The sequence below is a fragment of the Mycobacterium sp. Dal123C01 genome, assembly GCF_052566995.1.
The window spans coordinates 5,097,796-5,115,561 of record NZ_CP199580.1; the positions used below are offsets into that span (position 1 = coordinate 5,097,796).

19 protein-coding genes are annotated in these 17,766 nt (G+C 66.5%); all 19 read left to right on the forward strand.

The window, feature by feature from the left end; translation table 11 throughout:
- Positions 1 to 20 precede the first annotated feature (20 nt).
- The 19 genes from ACTXG5_RS23925 (at position 21) to ACTXG5_RS24015 (ending at position 17,116) form a co-directional block, all read left to right on the forward strand.
- Positions 21 to 356, forward strand: a complete 336-nt coding sequence (locus ACTXG5_RS23925) for a hydrogenase maturation nickel metallochaperone HypA (RefSeq protein ID WP_445161154.1) — start codon at positions 21 to 23, stop codon at positions 354 to 356.
- Positions 357 to 368: 12 nt separating this feature from the next.
- Positions 369 to 1,145: a hydrogenase nickel incorporation protein HypB gene (gene hypB, locus ACTXG5_RS23930; protein ID WP_445161155.1), complete on the forward strand. Its 777-nt coding sequence runs from the start codon at positions 369 to 371 to the stop codon at positions 1,143 to 1,145.
- A 312-nt stretch (positions 1,146 to 1,457) separates the two neighbouring features.
- Positions 1,458 to 2,513, forward strand: a complete 1,056-nt coding sequence (locus tag ACTXG5_RS23935) for a hydrogenase expression protein HypE (protein ID WP_445161156.1) — start codon at positions 1,458 to 1,460, stop codon at positions 2,511 to 2,513.
- A 66-nt stretch (positions 2,514 to 2,579) separates the two neighbouring features.
- Positions 2,580 to 4,379, forward strand: coding sequence for a nickel-dependent hydrogenase large subunit (locus ACTXG5_RS23940; protein WP_445161157.1), 1,800 nt, complete (start codon positions 2,580 to 2,582; stop codon positions 4,377 to 4,379).
- A gap of 1 nt (position 4,380) precedes the next feature.
- Positions 4,381 to 5,292, forward strand: coding sequence for a NifU family protein (locus ACTXG5_RS23945; RefSeq protein WP_445161158.1), 912 nt, complete (start codon positions 4,381 to 4,383; stop codon positions 5,290 to 5,292).
- Positions 5,289 to 5,921 (forward strand): DUF5947 family protein, encoded by a 633-nt coding sequence (locus tag ACTXG5_RS23950; protein ID WP_445161159.1) that lies wholly within the window; start codon positions 5,289 to 5,291, stop codon positions 5,919 to 5,921. The genes ACTXG5_RS23945 and ACTXG5_RS23950 overlap by 4 nt, the downstream gene beginning before the upstream one ends.
- Entirely contained in the window at positions 5,918 to 6,565 is a 648-nt protein-coding gene (locus ACTXG5_RS23955; protein ID WP_445161160.1) for a DUF6084 family protein, read from the forward strand. Before ACTXG5_RS23950 ends, ACTXG5_RS23955 begins: the two co-directional genes overlap by 4 nt.
- Positions 6,562 to 7,923, forward strand: a complete 1,362-nt coding sequence (locus ACTXG5_RS23960) for a hypothetical protein (RefSeq protein WP_445161161.1) — start codon at positions 6,562 to 6,564, stop codon at positions 7,921 to 7,923. The genes ACTXG5_RS23955 and ACTXG5_RS23960 overlap by 4 nt, the downstream gene beginning before the upstream one ends.
- Entirely contained in the window at positions 7,911 to 8,030 is a 120-nt protein-coding gene (locus ACTXG5_RS23965; RefSeq protein ID WP_445161162.1) for a DUF6893 family small protein, read from the forward strand. The genes ACTXG5_RS23960 and ACTXG5_RS23965 overlap by 13 nt, the downstream gene beginning before the upstream one ends.
- 26 nt (positions 8,031 to 8,056) lie before the next feature.
- Positions 8,057 to 8,563, forward strand: a complete 507-nt coding sequence (locus ACTXG5_RS23970) for a hydrogenase maturation protease (RefSeq protein ID WP_445161163.1) — start codon at positions 8,057 to 8,059, stop codon at positions 8,561 to 8,563.
- 1 nt (position 8,564) lies between these two features.
- Positions 8,565 to 8,831: a HypC/HybG/HupF family hydrogenase formation chaperone gene (locus ACTXG5_RS23975; protein WP_445161164.1), complete on the forward strand. Its 267-nt coding sequence runs from the start codon at positions 8,565 to 8,567 to the stop codon at positions 8,829 to 8,831.
- A 1-nt stretch (position 8,832) separates the two neighbouring features.
- Positions 8,833 to 11,193 (forward strand): carbamoyltransferase HypF, encoded by a 2,361-nt coding sequence (gene hypF, locus ACTXG5_RS23980; RefSeq protein WP_445161165.1) that lies wholly within the window; start codon positions 8,833 to 8,835, stop codon positions 11,191 to 11,193.
- Positions 11,190 to 11,918, forward strand: a complete 729-nt coding sequence (locus ACTXG5_RS23985; RefSeq protein ID WP_445161166.1) for a HypC/HybG/HupF family hydrogenase formation chaperone — start codon at positions 11,190 to 11,192, stop codon at positions 11,916 to 11,918. Before hypF ends, ACTXG5_RS23985 begins: the two co-directional genes overlap by 4 nt.
- Positions 11,918 to 12,586, forward strand: a complete 669-nt coding sequence (locus tag ACTXG5_RS23990; RefSeq protein ID WP_445161167.1) for a D-sedoheptulose-7-phosphate isomerase — start codon at positions 11,918 to 11,920, stop codon at positions 12,584 to 12,586. Before ACTXG5_RS23985 ends, ACTXG5_RS23990 begins: the two co-directional genes overlap by 1 nt.
- A gap of 47 nt (positions 12,587 to 12,633) precedes the next feature.
- Positions 12,634 to 13,746 carry a hydrogenase expression/formation protein HypE gene (hypE, locus tag ACTXG5_RS23995; RefSeq protein ID WP_445161168.1) on the forward strand — a complete coding sequence of 371 codons (1,113 nt, stop codon included), beginning with the start codon at positions 12,634 to 12,636 and terminating at the stop codon, positions 13,744 to 13,746.
- Between the two features lie 21 nt (positions 13,747 to 13,767).
- Complete coding sequence (locus ACTXG5_RS24000) at positions 13,768 to 14,040, forward strand: HypC/HybG/HupF family hydrogenase formation chaperone (protein WP_445161169.1); 273 nt, start codon at positions 13,768 to 13,770, stop codon at positions 14,038 to 14,040.
- Positions 14,041 to 14,053: 13 nt separating this feature from the next.
- Positions 14,054 to 15,193, forward strand: a complete 1,140-nt coding sequence (gene hypD / locus ACTXG5_RS24005; RefSeq protein ID WP_445161170.1) for a hydrogenase formation protein HypD — start codon at positions 14,054 to 14,056, stop codon at positions 15,191 to 15,193.
- 3 nt (positions 15,194 to 15,196) lie between these two features.
- Positions 15,197 to 15,961: a DUF6390 family protein gene (locus ACTXG5_RS24010; protein WP_445161171.1), complete on the forward strand. Its 765-nt coding sequence runs from the start codon at positions 15,197 to 15,199 to the stop codon at positions 15,959 to 15,961.
- Positions 15,962 to 15,991: 30 nt separating this feature from the next.
- Positions 15,992 to 17,116, forward strand: coding sequence for an alkaline phosphatase family protein (locus tag ACTXG5_RS24015; protein ID WP_445164564.1), 1,125 nt, complete (start codon positions 15,992 to 15,994; stop codon positions 17,114 to 17,116).
- Positions 17,117 to 17,766 lie beyond the last annotated feature (650 nt).

A 17,766-nucleotide genomic window follows, 5' to 3' on the forward strand; every position in this document is an offset into this window, starting at 1 on the left:
CCCGACGCCGGTGACCGGCAATGCATGAGCTATCGCTGTGCGAGGCGATCGCCGGCGTGGTCAAGACACATGCCGACGGACGGCACGTCGACGTGGTCCGCGTCCGGATCGGCGCCCTGCGCCAGGTGGTTCCCGAGTCGTTGTCGTTCTGTTGGACCCTGGTCCGGGACTCGGAGGACATGCCGGACGCCGCGCTGGAACTCGAGTGTGTCAGCGCCGAGGTGCGCTGCCGTGCCTGCGGCCGGCAGTCGGAGATCACCTCGGCCTGGTCGATTTGGTGTCCGCGATGCGACAGTTCCGACGTCGAGGTACTCCGCGGCAACGAATTCCTGGTGACGTCGTTGGACGTCTCGTGAAAGGTGTTGACGATGGGTAGATTTCATCGACACGACGACGGAACCGTGCACACCCATGAGCACGATCACCCGCCCCACGATCGCGACCACGGCGATCACAGCCACTACGAGACCGGCAAGCAGCGCATCGACGTGCTGGAGGCGATCTTCGCCGAGAACGACGTTCTCGCCGACGCCAACCGGGCCGCGTTCGAAAGCAACGGGATCCGCACCCTGAACCTGATGAGCTCTCCGGGGTCGGGAAAGACGACCGTCCTGCAGGCAACACTCGACGAGCTCGCCGGTGAGTTCGCGATCGGGGTGATCGAGGGCGACATCGCCACCGATCTCGATGCGGCCAAGCTGAGCGGTCGCGGCGCCCAGGTGTCACTGCTGAACACCAGTAACGGCTTTGGCGGCGAATGCCATCTCGACGCGCCCATGGTCAATCGTGCACTGCCGGGCCTCGACCTTCGGAGTCTGAACCTGGTGATCATCGAAAACGTCGGCAACCTGGTCTGCCCGGCGGAGTTCGACGTCGGCGAGCATGCGAAGGCCATGGTCTACTCCGTCACCGAGGGCGAGGACAAACCGCTGAAGTACCCGGTGATGTTCCGATCGGTGGATGTGGTGTTGCTCAACAAGATTGACCTGGTCCCCCACCTGGATGTCGAGGTGGACACCTACATCGCGCACGTGCGCGACGTCAATGCGACCGCGACGATCCTGCCGGTAAGCGCGCGCACCGGTGCCGGCATGGGTGCCTGGTTTGGCTGGCTGAGACGGTTCGCCCAGGGCGTCGTGGACTGAACTCCGATTGTCATGCAAATGATTTGCATGACAAGGCCGCTACAAATGCTGTGGACAACCTACCCAACGTCAGAAAAATTAGCCATCCTCAGTGGTTTCGCACCGGGGCGCGTGTCGCCCGAAAAGCGCTGTCCCACAATGGCACTAGGACACCTGGACCGGGCTGCGAAACACTTGTTTGGGTGCCGGTAAAACGGGAACCGTTGACAACTCCGGAGGGCGGGAGTAGACCCAAAAACAACGCTGCGCAAGTGGGCCGACGGTCGACTCCGGCGGCGTAGGGGTCCCAGCCCGGCCCCGGAAAGCTGCAGCATGCCAACGGACGCAGCAGTCAAAGCAGAAGAAACGTTGATCCACGTGTTATGGATCAACGCAGGCCTCAGTTGTGACGGTGATTCGGTGGCGTTGACTGCCGCCACCCAGCCCAGCGTTGAGGAGATCGCCCTCGGGGCGCTTCCCGGTCTTCCCAAAGTCGCCGTGCACTGGCCTCTGATCGATTTCGAATGCGGACCCAGCGGAGGGGCCGACGATTTCCTCGAGTGGTTCTTCAGAGCCGACCGCGGTGAATTGGAACCGTTCGTGCTGGTCGTGGAGGGATCCATTCCGAACGAGAAGATCAAGGACGAGGGGTACTGGTGCGGGTTCGGCAACGACCCCGCCACCGGCCAGCCGATGACCACCAGCGAGTGGCTCGACCGGTTGACGCCCAAGGCCACTGCGGTCGTCGCGGTCGGGACCTGCGCGACCTACGGCGGCATCCACGCGATGGCCGGCAATCCGACCGGAGCGATGGGCGTACCGGACTATCTCGGCTGGGACTGGAAGAGCAAGGCGGGCATTCCGATCGTCTGCGTACCCGGCTGCCCGATCCATCCCGACAACCTGTCCGAGACGCTGACCTACCTGCTGTACATGGCGACCGGTCAGGCGCCGATGATCCCGCTCGACGAGGCGCTGCGGCCCAAGTGGTTGTTCGGGGCGACCGTGCACGAGGGTTGCGACCGGGCCGGCTACTACGAGCAGGGCGATTTCGCCACCGAGTACGGGTCACCGAAATGCATTGTCAAGCTTGGCTGTTGGGGCCCGGTCGTGAAGTGCAATGTGCCCAAGCGCGGGTGGATCAACGGAATCGGTGGTTGCCCGAACGTCGGCGGCATCTGCATCGGGTGCACGATGCCCGGCTTCCCGGACAAGTTCATGCCGTTCATGGATGAGCCACCGGGCGGCAAACTTTCGAGCACCGCTTCGGGCTTGTACGGAACCGTGATTCGTAGTTTGAGGGGTATCACGGAGCGCACCCTCGACAAAGAGCCGCGCTGGCGGCATACGGGCAATGAACTCACCACTGGAGCGCGCCGCACCTGGTAACAGGGTCGCGCGCGCCCCATTCTCACCTCAGACCGACAGCCCTCGGGGCGGAGAGCAGTATTTGCGATGACAACCATCATTCCCAAGCCGACCGAAGCCAAGCGGGAGCCGGGCCAACTCGTCGAAATGGCGTGGGACCCGATCACCAGGATCGTCGGAAGCCTCGGCATCTACACCAAGATCGATTTCGAAAACAAGGAAGTCGTCGAGTGCCACAGCACGTCGTCGATCTTCCGCGGCTACTCGATCTTCATGAAGGGCAAGGATCCGCGCGACGCCCACTTCATCACCAGCCGGATCTGTGGCATCTGCGGCGACAACCACGCGACCTGTTCGTGCTACGCGCAGAACATGGCCTACGGCGTCAAGCCGCCACACCTGGGCGAGTGGATCGTCAACCTGGGTGAGGCCGCGGAATACATGTTCGACCACAACATCTTCCAGGAAAACCTGGTCGGGGTGGACTTCTGCGAGAAGATGGTCGCCGAGACCAACCCGAGCGTGCTTGCCCAGGCCGAGAAGACGGCGGCACCGCACGCCGACGCGCACGGATACCGGACGATCGCCGACATCATGCGCTCGCTGAACCCGTTCAGCGGCGAGTTCTACCGCGAAGCGCTTCAGGTCAGTCGCTGGACACGAGAGATGTTCTGCCTCATGGAGGGTCGCCACGTGCACCCGTCCACGCTGTACCCCGGCGGGGTCGGCACCGTCGCGACGATCCAGCTGATGACCGACTACATGACCCGGCTGATGCGCTATGTCGAGTTCATGAAGAAGGTCGTCCCGATGCACGACGACCTGTTCGACTTCTTCTACGACGCGCTGCCCGGTTACGAGAACGTCGGATTGCGCCGCACCCTGCTCGGCTGCTGGGGTTCCTTCCAGGATCCTGACGTGTGCAACTTCGACTACAAGGACATGGAGCGTTGGGGTAACGCGATGTTCGTGACGCCGGGCGTGGTGGTCGACGGCAAGCTGGTCACCCACTCGCTGGTCGACATCAACCTCGGCATCCGGATCCTGTTGGGCAGTTCGTATTACGACGACTGGACCGACCAGGAGATGTTCGTCAAGACCGATCCGCTGGGCAACACCGTCGACCGTCGGCACCCGTGGAACCAGCACACCAACCCGCACCCGCAGAAACGCGAGTTGGACGGCGGCAAGTACAGCTGGGTGATGTCGCCGCGTTGGTTCGACGGCAAGGATCACCTGGCGCTGGACACCGGCGGCGGCCCGCTGGCCCGGCTGTGGTCGACCGCGCTGGCCGGCCTGGTCGACATCGGCTATGTCCAGGCAACCGGCAGCAGCGTGAAAATCAACCTGCCCAAGACCGCCCTGAAGGGTCCGGTCGAATTCGAGTGGAAGATCCCCAAATACGGCAGCAACACGCTCGAACGGGACCGGGCCCGGACTTACTTCCAGGCTTACGCGGCGGCGTGTGCGCTGCATTTCGCCGAGAAGGCGTTGGAGGAGATCCGCGCCGGGCGCACCAAGACCTGGGAGAAATTCGAGGTGCCCGACGAGGGCATCGGTTGCGGTTTCACCGAGGCGGTCCGCGGCGTGCTGAGCCACCACATGGTGATCCGGGACGGCAAGATCGCCAACTACCACCCGTACCCGCCCACCCCGTGGAATGCCAACCCGCGCGACAGCTTTGGCACGCCAGGACCCTACGAAGATGCGGTGCAGGGCCAGCCGATCTTCGAGGAGAACGGCCGGGAGAACTTCAAGGGCATCGACATCATGCGCACGGTGCGCAGCTTCGACCCCTGCCTGCCCTGCGGTGTGCACATGTATCTGGGAAACGGCAAGACCCTGGAGAGATTGCACACGCCAACCCAGTCACCTGCCGGGGAGTGACATGGCGGATCGCCCGAAAGTCTCCGAGAGCGACACACAGTGGCGTACAGCGGGCGATCGAATCCAGACACTCCTGGATTCCTGCGCGGCGGGCGGCGCCCCAGCGTATGAGCGCGCGCAGCAGCTGGTTCGTGAGGTCGTCGGGCTCTACGGAGCCGGGCTGGATCGGATCGTCCAATTAGGTGACTCGGACCTGACCGAGCGGCTGGCCACCGACGACCTGGTGGCCAGCCTGCTCCTAGTCCACGGCCTGCACCCACACGATGTGCATCGCCGGGTATCCGACGCGCTGGACCGGGTGCGGCCGTACCTCGGCTCGCACGGCGGCGACGTGGATCTGCTCGAGATCGTCCCCGCCGGAACGATGGGAGAAATCACCGTGCGGCTGGCGTTCACGGGCAGCTGTAAGAGCTGCCCGTCCTCGGCGGTGACGCTGGAGCTCGCCGTCGAGGATGCGGTGCGGGCCGCGGCGCCGGAGGTCTCGGCGATCGAGGCGGTCACCGCCGAGCCCGCGTCCGGGCCGACCGTGATACCCGCCGAATCACTGATGGCACCCCTGCGTTCGAATGGCCACAGCCATTCGAACGGCTCAACCTGGTATCCGGTGCCCGAACTGGCCGAGTTGGAGCCGGGCGACGTTGCGGGGTTCCGGGTTTCGGGCACCACGCTGCTGGTGTGCAGGGTCGGCGACCTGCCCCTGGCCTACCGTGACCATTGTCCGGTGTGTAATGACTCGCTTGCGGGTGCCCAGCTGCGCGAGACGCTGCTGGGCTGTCCGCGCTGCGGCACGCAGTTCGACATCGTGAACGCCGGTGCCGGCCCCCACGGAACTCACCTCGAGCCACTCCCCCTGCTGCTTCGCGATGGGGTGCCCTCGGTAGCACTGGCCGAACCGATGGGAGCCGGCGCATGACAACTCCGTATGACGTTCTAGCCCGCATTACCAGCACCCGGGCTGACGCCGAGCCAGACGTCGAGCGGTGCGAAATGTGCTCCGAGCTCATCGCCGACGAGCATCAGCACGTCGTGAATGTTGCCGGCCGGCAGCTGATGTGCGTGTGCCGTGCCTGCTATCTGCTATTCACCGATACCGATGCGCAATTGCGTTACCGCGCGGTGCCCGATCGGTATCTGGCATTCCCGGATTTCGCGCTGGACCGCCGCGTGTGGTCGGCGCTGCAGATCCCGGTCGGCATGGCGTTCTTTTTCAGGAACTCCGAACTCGGGCGCACCGTCGCCTTCTACCCCGGTCCAGCCGGTGCAACCGAATCCGAGCTGGACCTCGATGCGTGGAACGCTATCGGCGGCGCCGACCCGCGCGCCGACCTGATGGCCGACGACGTGGAAGCGCTGCTGGTCCGGGTTCCGGACACTGAAAATGCCCAGCCGCAAAGCTATCTCGTCCCGATCGACGCCTGCTACGAGTTCGTCGGTCGCCTGCGCATGCTGTGGCGGGGTTTCGACGGCGGCCAGCAGGCCCGGCAGTTCATCGACGACTTCTTTGCTCAGATCGCGGCCCGCGCCCGGGAGACGCCGCGATGACCGGTGAGGTGGAGGTGACGTACACCATTCTCGACGTGGCGCCCGAACCGTACGCCGTCAGCCCGGTGCTCACCGCGCGCGTCGGTGTCGTCGCCGACGGGGACGATCCGGTGCACGCCATCGCGCTGCGCTGTCAAGTCCGCATCGAACCGCCGCGACGGCCGTACTCCGACACCGAAGCAGCCGGGCTGAGCGACTTGTTCGGGCCGCGCGAGCGCTGGGCGAGCACCCAACACAGCTTCCTTTGGCAGCACTGCACCGCGATGGTGCCCGGATTCGCCGGTACCACGACAGTGGCACTTCCGCTGGATTGCACCTACGACTTCGAGGTCGCTGCCGCCAAGTATCTGCACGCGCTGCGCGACGGCGCGGTGCCGCTGCAATTCCTGTTCAGCGGAACCATATTCGTCAAATCTGAGCGGGGCTTCTCGGTCCAGCAAGTGCCCTGGGATCGCGAGCACCGCTACGACATGCCGGTCGAGGTCTGGCGGGCCCTGATCGCGCAGCACTATCCCAACACCGGCTGGGTGCGGCTGAACCACGAAACCATCGCCACGCTGGCCAACTACAAGTCGGCACAGGGGATGCTCGACCTCGACCACGCGGTCACCTCGCTGCTGGAAGCCCAACGGACGACGGCATGACGACCTCGAGCTGGGACCGTGCCCGCGCCGCCGCCGACGCGGTGCTCTACGAGGGCTACCTGCTGTATCCGTATCGCGGCACATCGAGCAAGAACCAATCACGTTGGCAGTTCGGCGTGGTGGGACCGCCCGGAGCGGCCGACGCGGGCTTGGGCGAAGATGACGCCCTCGCGGCGCAGTTCCTGGTCGAGGGGGCCGAGGCGATCACCCTGGTGGTGCGATTTTTGCAGTTGCAACGCCGCGGCGCCGAACGTGAACTCACCGATGGGCGATTCGAACCCGTGGCCGAGCTGACCACACCGGGCGGGTCCTGGCTGACCTGGGATGAAGCCATCGAGTGCGAAACATCCTTCGGCCCTCTCGCATTCGACGATCTCCCGGTGACATTGCCGGTTGCGGCGCCGCAAGCGACCGACACCGAACTACTCGACGGCGGTCGCCTGGTCCGCAAACGAAGGCAGATTTGTGGCGAGCTGACCGTCGGCAGCGAACTCGACGGCGGCGTGCGCAGGGTTTCGGTGCGGCTCAACAATATCGGCGCCGCCGCAGTGGACAAGGACGACGCGATCGCGCGGTCCATGATCGGCAGCCACCTGATCGCCGAAGTCCTCGCCGGCGAGTTCGTCTCGATGCTCGATCCACCACCGGCCGCGGCCGACGCGGTGTCCCGGTGCGGCCAGCACCGCTGCTTCCCCGTGCTGGCCGGCCCGCCCGGCAGCACAGACATGCTGCTGATCTCGCCGATCATCCTCTACGACCACCCCGAAGTTGCCGAGCAGAGCAACACCGCGCTCTATGACTGCACCGAGATCGACGAGATCCTGACCCTGCGCGTGATGACGATGACCGATGACGAGAAGGCGCAGGCCCGGGCCACCGATCCGCGGGCCGCGCAGATCATCGACCAGTGCGACGCAATGTCACCCGACGCGATGGCGCGCCTGCACGGGGTGCTGCGCGATCCCCACCGGCTCGATATTCCGGCGGGACTGGTCCCCGAAATTCCCGAGGGCGTCGATTGGTGGGATCCACTGGCCGACAATGCCGTTCGGCCGGAGATTGACGCGGTGCTGGTGAACGGGACGCGGGTCGCCCGGGGCAGCCGGGTCCGGCTATGCCCGCGGCGCAACGCCGACGCCCAGGACATCTTCGTCGCCGGCAGAACCGCCCGCGTCACGTCGGTGCACGAGGACGTCGAGGGCAACAAGCATGTCGGGGTGGTGGTCGACGACGACCCGGCCGCCGACCTGCACGACTGGTACGGCCGCTACTTGTACTTCTCTCCCGACGAACTCGAACCTCTGGAAGCAGAGCACAAAACACCAACCCCTGAAAGGAGTTCGACATGGAAGTCGTAGGTTGGATCTTCATCGCCATCATCGCCTTGGTGGTCGGGATCGGTTTGGCGCTAGGCCTGGTGTCACTGCCGGATGCCCGCCGCTACCTCAAATTAAGGCGAATGTAGCCACCTCGCACACGGGGGACACGGGAATGACAGCGCGCATCCTGGTGGCCGGGATCGGCAACATCTTCCTGGGCGACGACGGATTCGGCTCCGAAGTGGTCCGTAGCGCCGGGCTGCCACCAGACAATCCGAGTGTCCGCGTGACCGACTACGGCATCGCGGGCATGCACCTGGCCTACGACCTGCTCGAGGAGTGGGACACGCTGGTCCTCGTCGACGCGGTACCCAGCCGCGGCCACCCGGGCACATTGCACGTCTTCCAGGCCGATGCCCTTGAACTTGAATCCAGCTGTACCACCGCCGGTCTCGATGCCCACAGCATGGATCCGGCCGCGGTGTTCGCCAGCCTGCGGGCACTGGGCGGCAGTCCGCCCTACACGGTCGTCGTCGGGTGCGAGGCCGGCAGCGTCGAGGAAGGCATCGGCCTCACCGAGCCCGTCGCCAACGCCGTTCCGCGGGCGGTGCACGCCGTCGAGGAGATCATCGCGGCGTTGCAGGTTCCCACCGCCTCCCCGATACCCGAGGAGTGCTGAGATGTGCCTGGGGATACCCGGTCAAGTGATCAGGATGCTGGACGGTTACGAGGGCCAGCTCGCGCTGGTCGACGTCACGGGCGCGCAGCGCAAGGTCAACGTCGGCATGTTGCCGGAAGAGACCTTCGCACCCGGTGATTGGGTGATCATCCACATGGGCTTCGTGGTCGAGAAGACGGATCGCGACGGTGCCGAGCAGGCGATGGCCGGCCTCGAACTGATGGGCCGGGGCGGCATCGATCCGGAAGTCAGCGCGGGGGGCGGGTGAGATGACCGATACCCCCCTGCTGCTGCGGGCCGACGTCTCCGGTACCCAGGTCCGGCAGCGCTTCACCGTGACCGGTGTTGTTCAGGGGGTGGGCTTCCGTCCGTTCGTCCACCGGATCGCCGGCGAGCTCGGCCTGGCCGGGTTCGTCGGCAATGATTCCGGCGCGGTCTTTCTCGAAGTACAAGGCGAACGCGCGCGGGTGGCAGAGTTCGGTCGCCGGCTGCGTGCGCAGGCTCCGCCGCTGGCCCGCATCGCCGCGATCAGCGTGACGGACCTGGCGGCAGACACCACCTACCGGCGCGAGTTCCGGATCGTGGCCAGTCGAATGATTGCCGGTGCCACGACACCGATTCCACCCGACGTCGCGGTATGTGACGACTGTGTCGCCGAGCTGTTCGACCCACGCAACCGGCGCTACCGCCACCCGTTCGTGACGTGTACGAACTGCGGGCCGCGGTTCACCATCATCCGCGAATTGCCCTACGACCGCCCGGCCACCACGATGTCGGCGTTCCCCATGTGTGCGCGGTGTGCCGCCGAATACTCCGATCCCGCGGATCGCCGGTTCCACGCGCAGCCGATCGCCTGCCCCGAATGCGGTCCCTCGCTGTGGTTCTCCGAGGAGGCCGGGCGGGCCGCCGCGCCGGACGCGGCACTGGCGGCAGCCCAACGCGCGTTGGCGGCCGGCGCGGTCGTCGCCATCAAGGGCATCGGCGGCTACCACCTGGCCTGTGCCGTCGACGACGAGACGGCCGTCGGCGCCTTGCGCGCACGAAAGGCGCGGGGCGCCAAGCCCTTCGCCATGCTGGTCCGCGACCTTGAGGTGGCGCGCCGCTACGCCGATATCGACGGCGACGAGGCCGCGGTGCTGTCGAGTCCGGCCCGCCCGATCGTGTTGTTGCGGCGCCGTCCGCACGCGCCGGCTGCCGAGGCCGTTGCGCCGGGAAGCCCACTGCTGGGGCTGATGCTGCCGTACTCCCCGATTCATCACCTACTGCTGGCACCCGTGCCCGGTGCCACCGGGCCGGTGCCCGACGCGCTGGTGCTCACCAGCGCCAACCGGTCCGACGAACCCATCTGCTTCACCGAAGATGATGCCGCGTCCAGGCTTTCGGGACTCTGCGACGGGATCCTCGATCACGATCGGCCCATCCACATACCCTGTGACGACTCCGTGGTCCGCGTCTTGAAGGACGAGGGGGCCGGACGGGAGCTTCCGATCCGCCGGTCCCGCGGCTATGCGCCACTGCCGGTCGACCTCGGCTGCGCGGGGCCTTCGGTGCTCGCGGTGGGCGGGGAACTGAAGAACACCTTCTGCCTCACCGACGGGTCGCGGGCCTACCTATCCGGCCACATCGGCGACATGGCCACCTGGGAGACCCTGCGCGCGTTCGAGCGCGCAGTGGGTCAACTCAGCGAGATCCGCGGCGCGCCGGCCCGATTGGCTGCAGACCTGCATCCGGGGTATTACACCCGAAGCTGGGCCGAGCGCCACGTCGGGAATCGACCTCTGGATCTCGTCCAGCACCATCACGCACACGTGGTGTCGCTGTTGGCCGAACACGGGCGGATCGGCGAACCCATCGTCGGCGTCTCCTTCGACGGCACCGGCTACGGCCGCGATCACACGATCTGGGGTGGAGAGATTCTCGTGCTCGGGCACGACAGCCACCGCTTCGTGCGTGCCGGCCACCTGCTCCCGGCGCCGCTGCCGGGTGGGGACGCCGCTGTCCGCAACCCGTGGCGGATGGCGCTATCGCAGTTGTGGATGGCCGGCATCGACTGGACCCCGGATCTCGCGCCGGTCGCCGCGGCAACCCCGGAAGAATTGCGGCTCACCCGTTCACAATTGGAGGGCGGGGCGGGATGTGTGCCGTGTTCCAGCATGGGCCGGCTGTTCGATGCGGTCGCATCGCTGTTAGGGGTGCGGCACCGCATCGACTACGAAGGCCAGGCCGCTATCGAGCTCGAGGCGCTGGCCGACCGCGCCGGCGGACCCGGGCCGTCGCTGCCGCTGACGGTCCGGGCCGATGGGGTGATCGACCCGGCCACCTTGGTGCAGACGATGGTGTCGGCGCTCTACGCCGGCACGTCACCGGCGCTGCTGGCTGCCGCGTTCCACCGGGCGGTCGCGATCGCCGCCGCCAGCGTAGTCACGCAGGTGGCCGGCCCGATCCGGCTGGTCGGCCTCACCGGCGGCGTGTTCCAGAACGTGCTGCTGCTGCGCATCTGCCGTGAACTGTTGCAGCTGAAGGGGTTTGAGGTGCTGACCCACCACATCGTTCCACCCAACGATGGCGGACTGGCGTTGGGCCAGGCGGCGATCTCGATGCTGACCGCAGTCGAGGAGGCTATGCCATGACAGCGATTACCGCGATCGACCGTGAGCTGGATGCGGAGCTGGCCTCGGATCTGGCCGCTGACTTGGCCGCCACCGCATTCACGTTGGCCAAGCGGTTCGCCGCGGGCGCCACCATGTGGTCCATCGCCCCGGCCTGGGAGCCGCATGCGCTGCACATCGCGGTCGAGTTCGTCCACCCGGTGATCATGGGGAAACGCGCATTGCCAGCAGTCGCGCTGACCGGGCCCGATTTGGTTGATCTGGTGCGGGTGTCGGTACGACCGGGCGACATCGTGATCGCGGTCGCGGGCGCCGACGACGCGCACGTGCGCTCGGTGCTGCGCCGAAGCCCCGCATGGGGTGCGACCACGATCTGGATCGGCAGCGGCCAGCGGCCAATAGCCGGTGTGGCCGATCACGTGCTGTGGCTTGACGACCCCGATCCGCGGGTGCCGGCAACGGGTGGCTTCGTGCTGTTCTATCACCTGTTGTGGGAACTGACGCACGTCTGTTTCGAACACTCCGGCCTGCTCAAACCCGAGTGTTCCGACGTCAATTGCGTGACGTGTAGCGACGAAGGGCGCCTGGGCGAGGTGCTGGCGGCCTCGGCCGACGGGCAGGCCCCGGTGCGTACCGCGCGAGGAGTCGAGGACGTGGTCACCACGCTGATCGACCCGGTTACCGCGGGCCAGCTGGTTTTGGTGCACGCGGGCACCGCGATCAGCAAGCTGGAGGAGGACGCCTGATGGCTGACGACGAGCCCACCAACTTCCTCTACCCGTTCATCGATGCCGAGGAGGACGACCCCACCTCGCTGCTCGCCGACCTGGCCGCGTCGGCGCGGGCCAAAGCGGCCGAGAGCCTGGCGTTGCGGCGCGCCACCCTGGATGCAAACGCCGATCTCCTGGATCGGGCGGCCACCGAGATGGCACGCCGATTTGCTTCCGGCGGACGGATGTTCACCTTCGGAAACGGCGGCAGCTGTACGGATTCCACCACGTTGGCGGGCTTGTTCGCCCGGCCGCCGATTGGCACGTCGCTACCGGCCTGGTCGTTGACCGCCGACCAGGCAATCATGACCGCGCTGGGCAACGACGTCGGGTTCGAGCTGGTGTTCGCGCGTCAGTTGATCGCCCGCGCGAAGGCCGGTGACATCGCCGTCGCGATGTCGACCAGCGGCAATTCACCGAATCTGCTCACCGCGCTCGCCGAAGCGCGTCAACGCGGCCTGTACACGATCGGTTTCGCCGGCTACGACGGCGGGTCCTTCGCGAACAACCCAAATGTGGACGCCTGCTTCGTCGTTCGTTCGCAAAGTGTGCACCGAATCCAGGAATCGCAAGCGCTGCTGGGCTATCAGCTGTGGTCGGCGGTCCACGAACGTTCGGGTGACCAAGGCTTGGGGGCCGCATGAGCCGCGCCAGCGACGATGCAGAGCGAGCGATGAGGAGGAGCGGCGCAGTGAGCACAGCAGCAGGTAAGTACTTGTCGTCAGGGCCGCGCTTCGCCGAGGGCGAGGTGATCGAACGGATCGAAACGTTCCGCAGACGCCGCCCCCGGTTGCTCGACGACCACGTGACGCTGGCGCATGGCGCCGGCGGAAAGGCATCGGCAGCACTGGTCGACGCGGTGTTCCTGGAGGCGTTCCGCAACCCGGCGCTGGAGTCACTCGGTGACGGCGCGGTGCTCACGCTGCCCAGCGGCGAGCGTCTCGCGATGTCCACGGATTCCTTTGTGGTGCAGCCCAGGCGTTTTCCGGGCGGCTCCATCGGTGAGCTTGCCGTCCATGGCACCTGCAATGACCTGGCAATGACCGGGGCGGTGCCGGCCTGGATCTCGGCGGCGTTCGTGCTCGAAGAGGGCTTTGCGATCGCCGAATTGAAAGAGATCGTCGCCGACATGGCGGCCGCCGCCGCCCAAGCCGGGGTGCAGATCGTCACCGGTGATACCAAGGTGGTGCCCCGCGGCGCCGCCGACGGCCTGTTCGTCACGACCGCGGGAGCCGGCGTGATCCCGGCCGGGCGCACGCTGTCGGCGGGTGCGGTACGCGTCGGCGACAAGCTGCTGTTGTCCGGGTCGATGGGCGATCACGGCATGGCCGTCATGCTCGCCCGGGGCGACCTGGCCATCGAGGCCGACATTCACTCCGACACCGCGTCCGTCAGCCCGCTGGTGGAATTGCTGATGGCCGCCGCGCCGTCCACCCGCTGGCTGCGCGACGCCACCCGGGGCGGGGTGGGCACGGTGTGCAACGAACTGGCCCAGGCCTGCGGCCTTGGGGTGCTGCTCGAAGAGGACCGACTTCCCGTGCAGCCCATGGTCAATGGCGCGTGCGAGTTGCTCGGCATCGATCCGCTCTACGTCGCCAACGAGGGCAAGTTCGTCGCCGTCGTCGCGCCGGAGGAGGCCGAGGCCGGTCTGGCCGCATTGCGGTCGCACCCCCTGGGAGCCGAGGCGGCCGAGGTCGGGGAAATCGTGACCGAACCCGCGGAAAGCGTGGTACTTCGCACCGGATTCGGCGGGACGCGGATCGTCGACATGCTCGTCGGGGACCCGTTGCCGCGAATCTGCTGACAGCTAAGGAGATACACCGACATGTGCCTTGGAATTCCGGGCCGGATCGTTGAGATCACTGATCCGGCAAACTATTTGGCGAAGGTCGACGTCAGCGGCGTCCAGCGGGCGATCAGTGTGCGTCTGCTGGAAAGCGACATGCCCGAGCCCGACGACTGGGTGCTGGTCCACGTCGGGTTCGCGATGGCCAAGATCGACGAAACCGAGGCGCTGCTCACGTTGGCCGCGATCCAGAAACTCGGCGACGCCTACACCACCGAAATAGCGGCCTTCGACTCGTCGGCCATCGTCTGAGGGGGACGGCAAAATGAAATTCGTTGACGAATTCCGCGATCCCGCGGCGGCCCGCAAGCTGCTCGTCGCCATCGAACACCTGGCCGGGTCCGGCGCCGACCACTTCAAGTTCATGGAGGTGTGCGGCGGTCACACCCACACCATCTACCGGCACGGCATCGAACATCTGCTGCCCGACAACGTCGAATTGGTGCACGGCCCGGGCTGCCCGGTCTGCGTGATCCCGATGGGCCGCATCGACGACGCGATGTGGCTGGCCAGTCAACCCGACGTGATCTTCACCTGCTTCGGCGACATGATGCGGGTGCCAGGTTCGAACGGAAGCCTGTTGGACGCCAAGGCCCGAGGTGCCGACGTACGGTTCGTCTACTCCCCGCTGGACGCGCTGAAGATCGCGATCGACAACCCGGACCGCCACGTCGTGTTCTTCGCCATCGGCTTCGAAACCACCGCCCCCTCGACGGCGGTGACGCTGGTGCGGGCACGCGACCTCGGACTGCCGAATTTCAGCGTCTTCTGCAACCACGTCACGATCGTGCCGCCGATCAAGGCCATCCTGGAATCACCGGATCTGCGGCTGTCGGGTTTCATCGGTCCCGGGCACGTGTCGACCGTGGTGGGCAACCGCCCGTACCGGTTCGTGACCGAGGTGTACCGAAAGCCGTTGGTAGTGGCTGGATTCGAGCCGCTGGACATCCTGGCCGCGGTCACGATGCTGCTGCGCCAGATCCGGGAGGGCCGCTGCGAGGTGGAGAACCAGTACAAGCGAGTGGTGCCGGAACACGGCAACCCGGCGGCCCTGGCGCTGATGGGCAAGGTCTTCGCGCTGCGGCCGCATTTCGAGTGGCGCGGGCTGGGTTTCATCTCGCAGAGCGCGCTGCGGTTGCACGACGACTTCGCGGAGTTCGACGCCGAGCTGCGGTATTCGATGCCCGGCGTCCGGGTCGCCGACCCGAAGGCCTGCCAGTGCGGTGAGGTACTCAAGGGCGTGCTCAAGCCTTGGGAATGCAAGGTTTTCGGCACCGCCTGCACCCCGGAGACCCCGATCGGGACGTGCATGGTGTCGCCCGAGGGGGCGTGCGCGGCCTACTACAACTTCGGCCGCATGCACCGCGACGCCGTCAAGCTCGTGGGGCAGTCCGGACGGGTGTGAAAGGTGCAGGCGCCGACCCCGGACAGGCGAGCCACCCGCGGCGCCGAGATGTTCGGCCGCTACGCCTATGCGCCCAACGCGCTGGGCTACTGCGGTCCGCCGTTGGGAGCGACCTTGCGGGACGGCTCGGTCGACGAGGTTCGCGCCGCGGCGGCGAAGTTTTCCGGGGCCTGGCCGTATCTGCGGGTGCTGTCCACGCTGACCGGTATCGCCGACCCGCTGGATCATCGCCTCGTCGAATCGTATTGGCTCGGTGGTGGCATCGGCGCCGGCATCGATCGGCAGGACTTCTTCGACGGATTGCTGGCGATCATCGGCCCCCAGGCCGGCCGCTACTGGTCACATCTCACCGCGGACCTGGCCCGCGAGGCGGCCGGCAACCACTGCTTCCACGTATTCGGCGTGTACCCGTGGACGCGGTTTCTGGGCCTTAAAAATGGGGGTATCGATGAACACCCGCTCGGCGTGCTGGACAACTGCCGGATCACGTGGGGCACAGTCGTTTCCCGCGTCCGTGATGGCGTTGAGGTGATGTGCAGCCGGCTGGTGTGCGATGGCCAGGGGCTGGCATTGACCGAACCTTCGGTGCGACTGCTCGACGTCTGGGCCGACGGCTATAGCGCGGTGCCCGATGTGGCCGTCGGTGACGAGGTCGCGGTGCACTGGGGCCGGCTGTGTGGGCGGCTGGACCCGCGGCAGGTACGCGCGCTCGCCGACAGCACGGACCGGCAACTGCGGGTGACCAGTCAACGGCTGGCGCACGTCTAGTCGTGCCAGACTGGGCCCATGCCTGCTCCACTGTCCGGTTCCCTCTGCGATGTACTGCCCGCGGCGGCCGCGCTGCTCGGGGTTCCGGGTGCCGTCGACCGTTTGGCGGTGACGGAATCGGTTGCTGAACAGGTTGATCGGGTCGCCGTCGTGCTGGTGGACGGCATGGGCTGGCACTTGTTGCCTAAGCTGGCGGCCAGCGCGCCGCTGCTTGCCTCGGTGCTCGCCGACGGCGTGGGGCGGATGACTGAACTCACCTGCACCTTTCCGTCGACGACGCCCAGCAGCCTGGTGTCGCTGGGCACCGGCGCGCAGCCGGGCGAGCACGGCATCCTGGGCTTCACCCTCAACGTCCCCGGCACCGATCGGGTACTCACCCACATCCAGTGGCGCGACGACCCGCCGCACGCCGAATGGCAGCCGTTGCCGACCTGGTTCGAACGGCTCACGCGGTGCGGGGTCGCCGCGCGGGCGGTGCTGCCGGCGTTCTTCATGGGCAGCGGTCTGACCGACGCGGCGTATGGCGGCGCTGAGTTCCGCCCGGTGCAGCCGGACGACGACTACGCCCAGCACGTCATTGACGAGTTGCGCGCGGCACCGGGCCTGGTCTACGGCTACACCGCCGACCTGGACACCGCCGCGCACCTATTCGGTATCGAATCGCCGCACTGGCATGAGGCGGCCGCACGTGTCGATGCGCTGTTGACTCGCCTGGTCGAGGCGCTGCCCCCGAACGCGGCGCTGCTGGTGACCGCCGACCACGGCGGTCTCAACGTTCCGCCGCAGGCCCGCTTCGACCTGGACACCGACCCGCGGCTGAGCGCGGGAATCCGGGTGGTCGCAGGTGAACCACGGGTGCGTTACCTGCACACCGAACCCGGCGCCGCGGCCGATGTGCAGGCCACGTGGAGCGAGCTGCTGGACGGCCGGGCCGAGGTTTACCGTCGCGAGCAGGCGGTGGCGACCGGGATGTTTGGGCCAGTCGACCCGCGGCATCTGGCGCGAATCGGCGATGTCGTCGTCATCTGCACCGGCGATGCAGCAGTGCTGGCAACCAAACGCGAGCCCCCGGAAGCGGCTCGGCTCATAGGTTTTCACGGCGGGGCCACCGCTGCCGAAATGGCGATTCCGCTTATTGTGTTCGGATCGCATTAGTGACGGATATCACCGGATTAGGTGACCGCCGTTCGGGATTCGCACGCGGTCCTCTCATCTGATTCCCGAATGCACATTAGATTCTGATCGATCTCACAGCTGATGACCCAGCTTTCCTGTTGTACAGTCAGGCCACTGTGAACGTTCGGGCCGCTAATCAAACTCGACGGTGGCAGCCGGCCATCGCCGTTGTCGCAGCGCTAAGTCTGTTCGTCAGCCTCGTCGCGGGTTCCGCATTGCGATCCCAATTTTCGGCAGCCACCCTGCCCGAGCCCGCCGCCTGGTCACACGTGACACCGAATGCCGGGCCATCGCAAGCTCATAGCGAGTCCCCGGCGACGACCCACCTTCAACATGCCAGTTCGTGGGGCAGCGCACCGACGAACAAAAAGCCGTTCCACAGCATGTGGATGACACACGACCGGCCGGACGCCTGGACACGCCTGCAATCAGTCCCGGTCTGGTTTGCGCTACCGGCCTCGTTCGCCAGCAGGGGTTTTCAATCCGGCGATGTTCACACCGGCGCACTCGCTGCTGAATGTGGCGACCAAGAAATCTTGGCGCTGCTCTGCGTATCTCGTCGCTGACAGCACGGCACCAGTCTCTTGAGCCGCCTCACTTTCACAAGTGAGGCGTCGTGAGGTCACTGT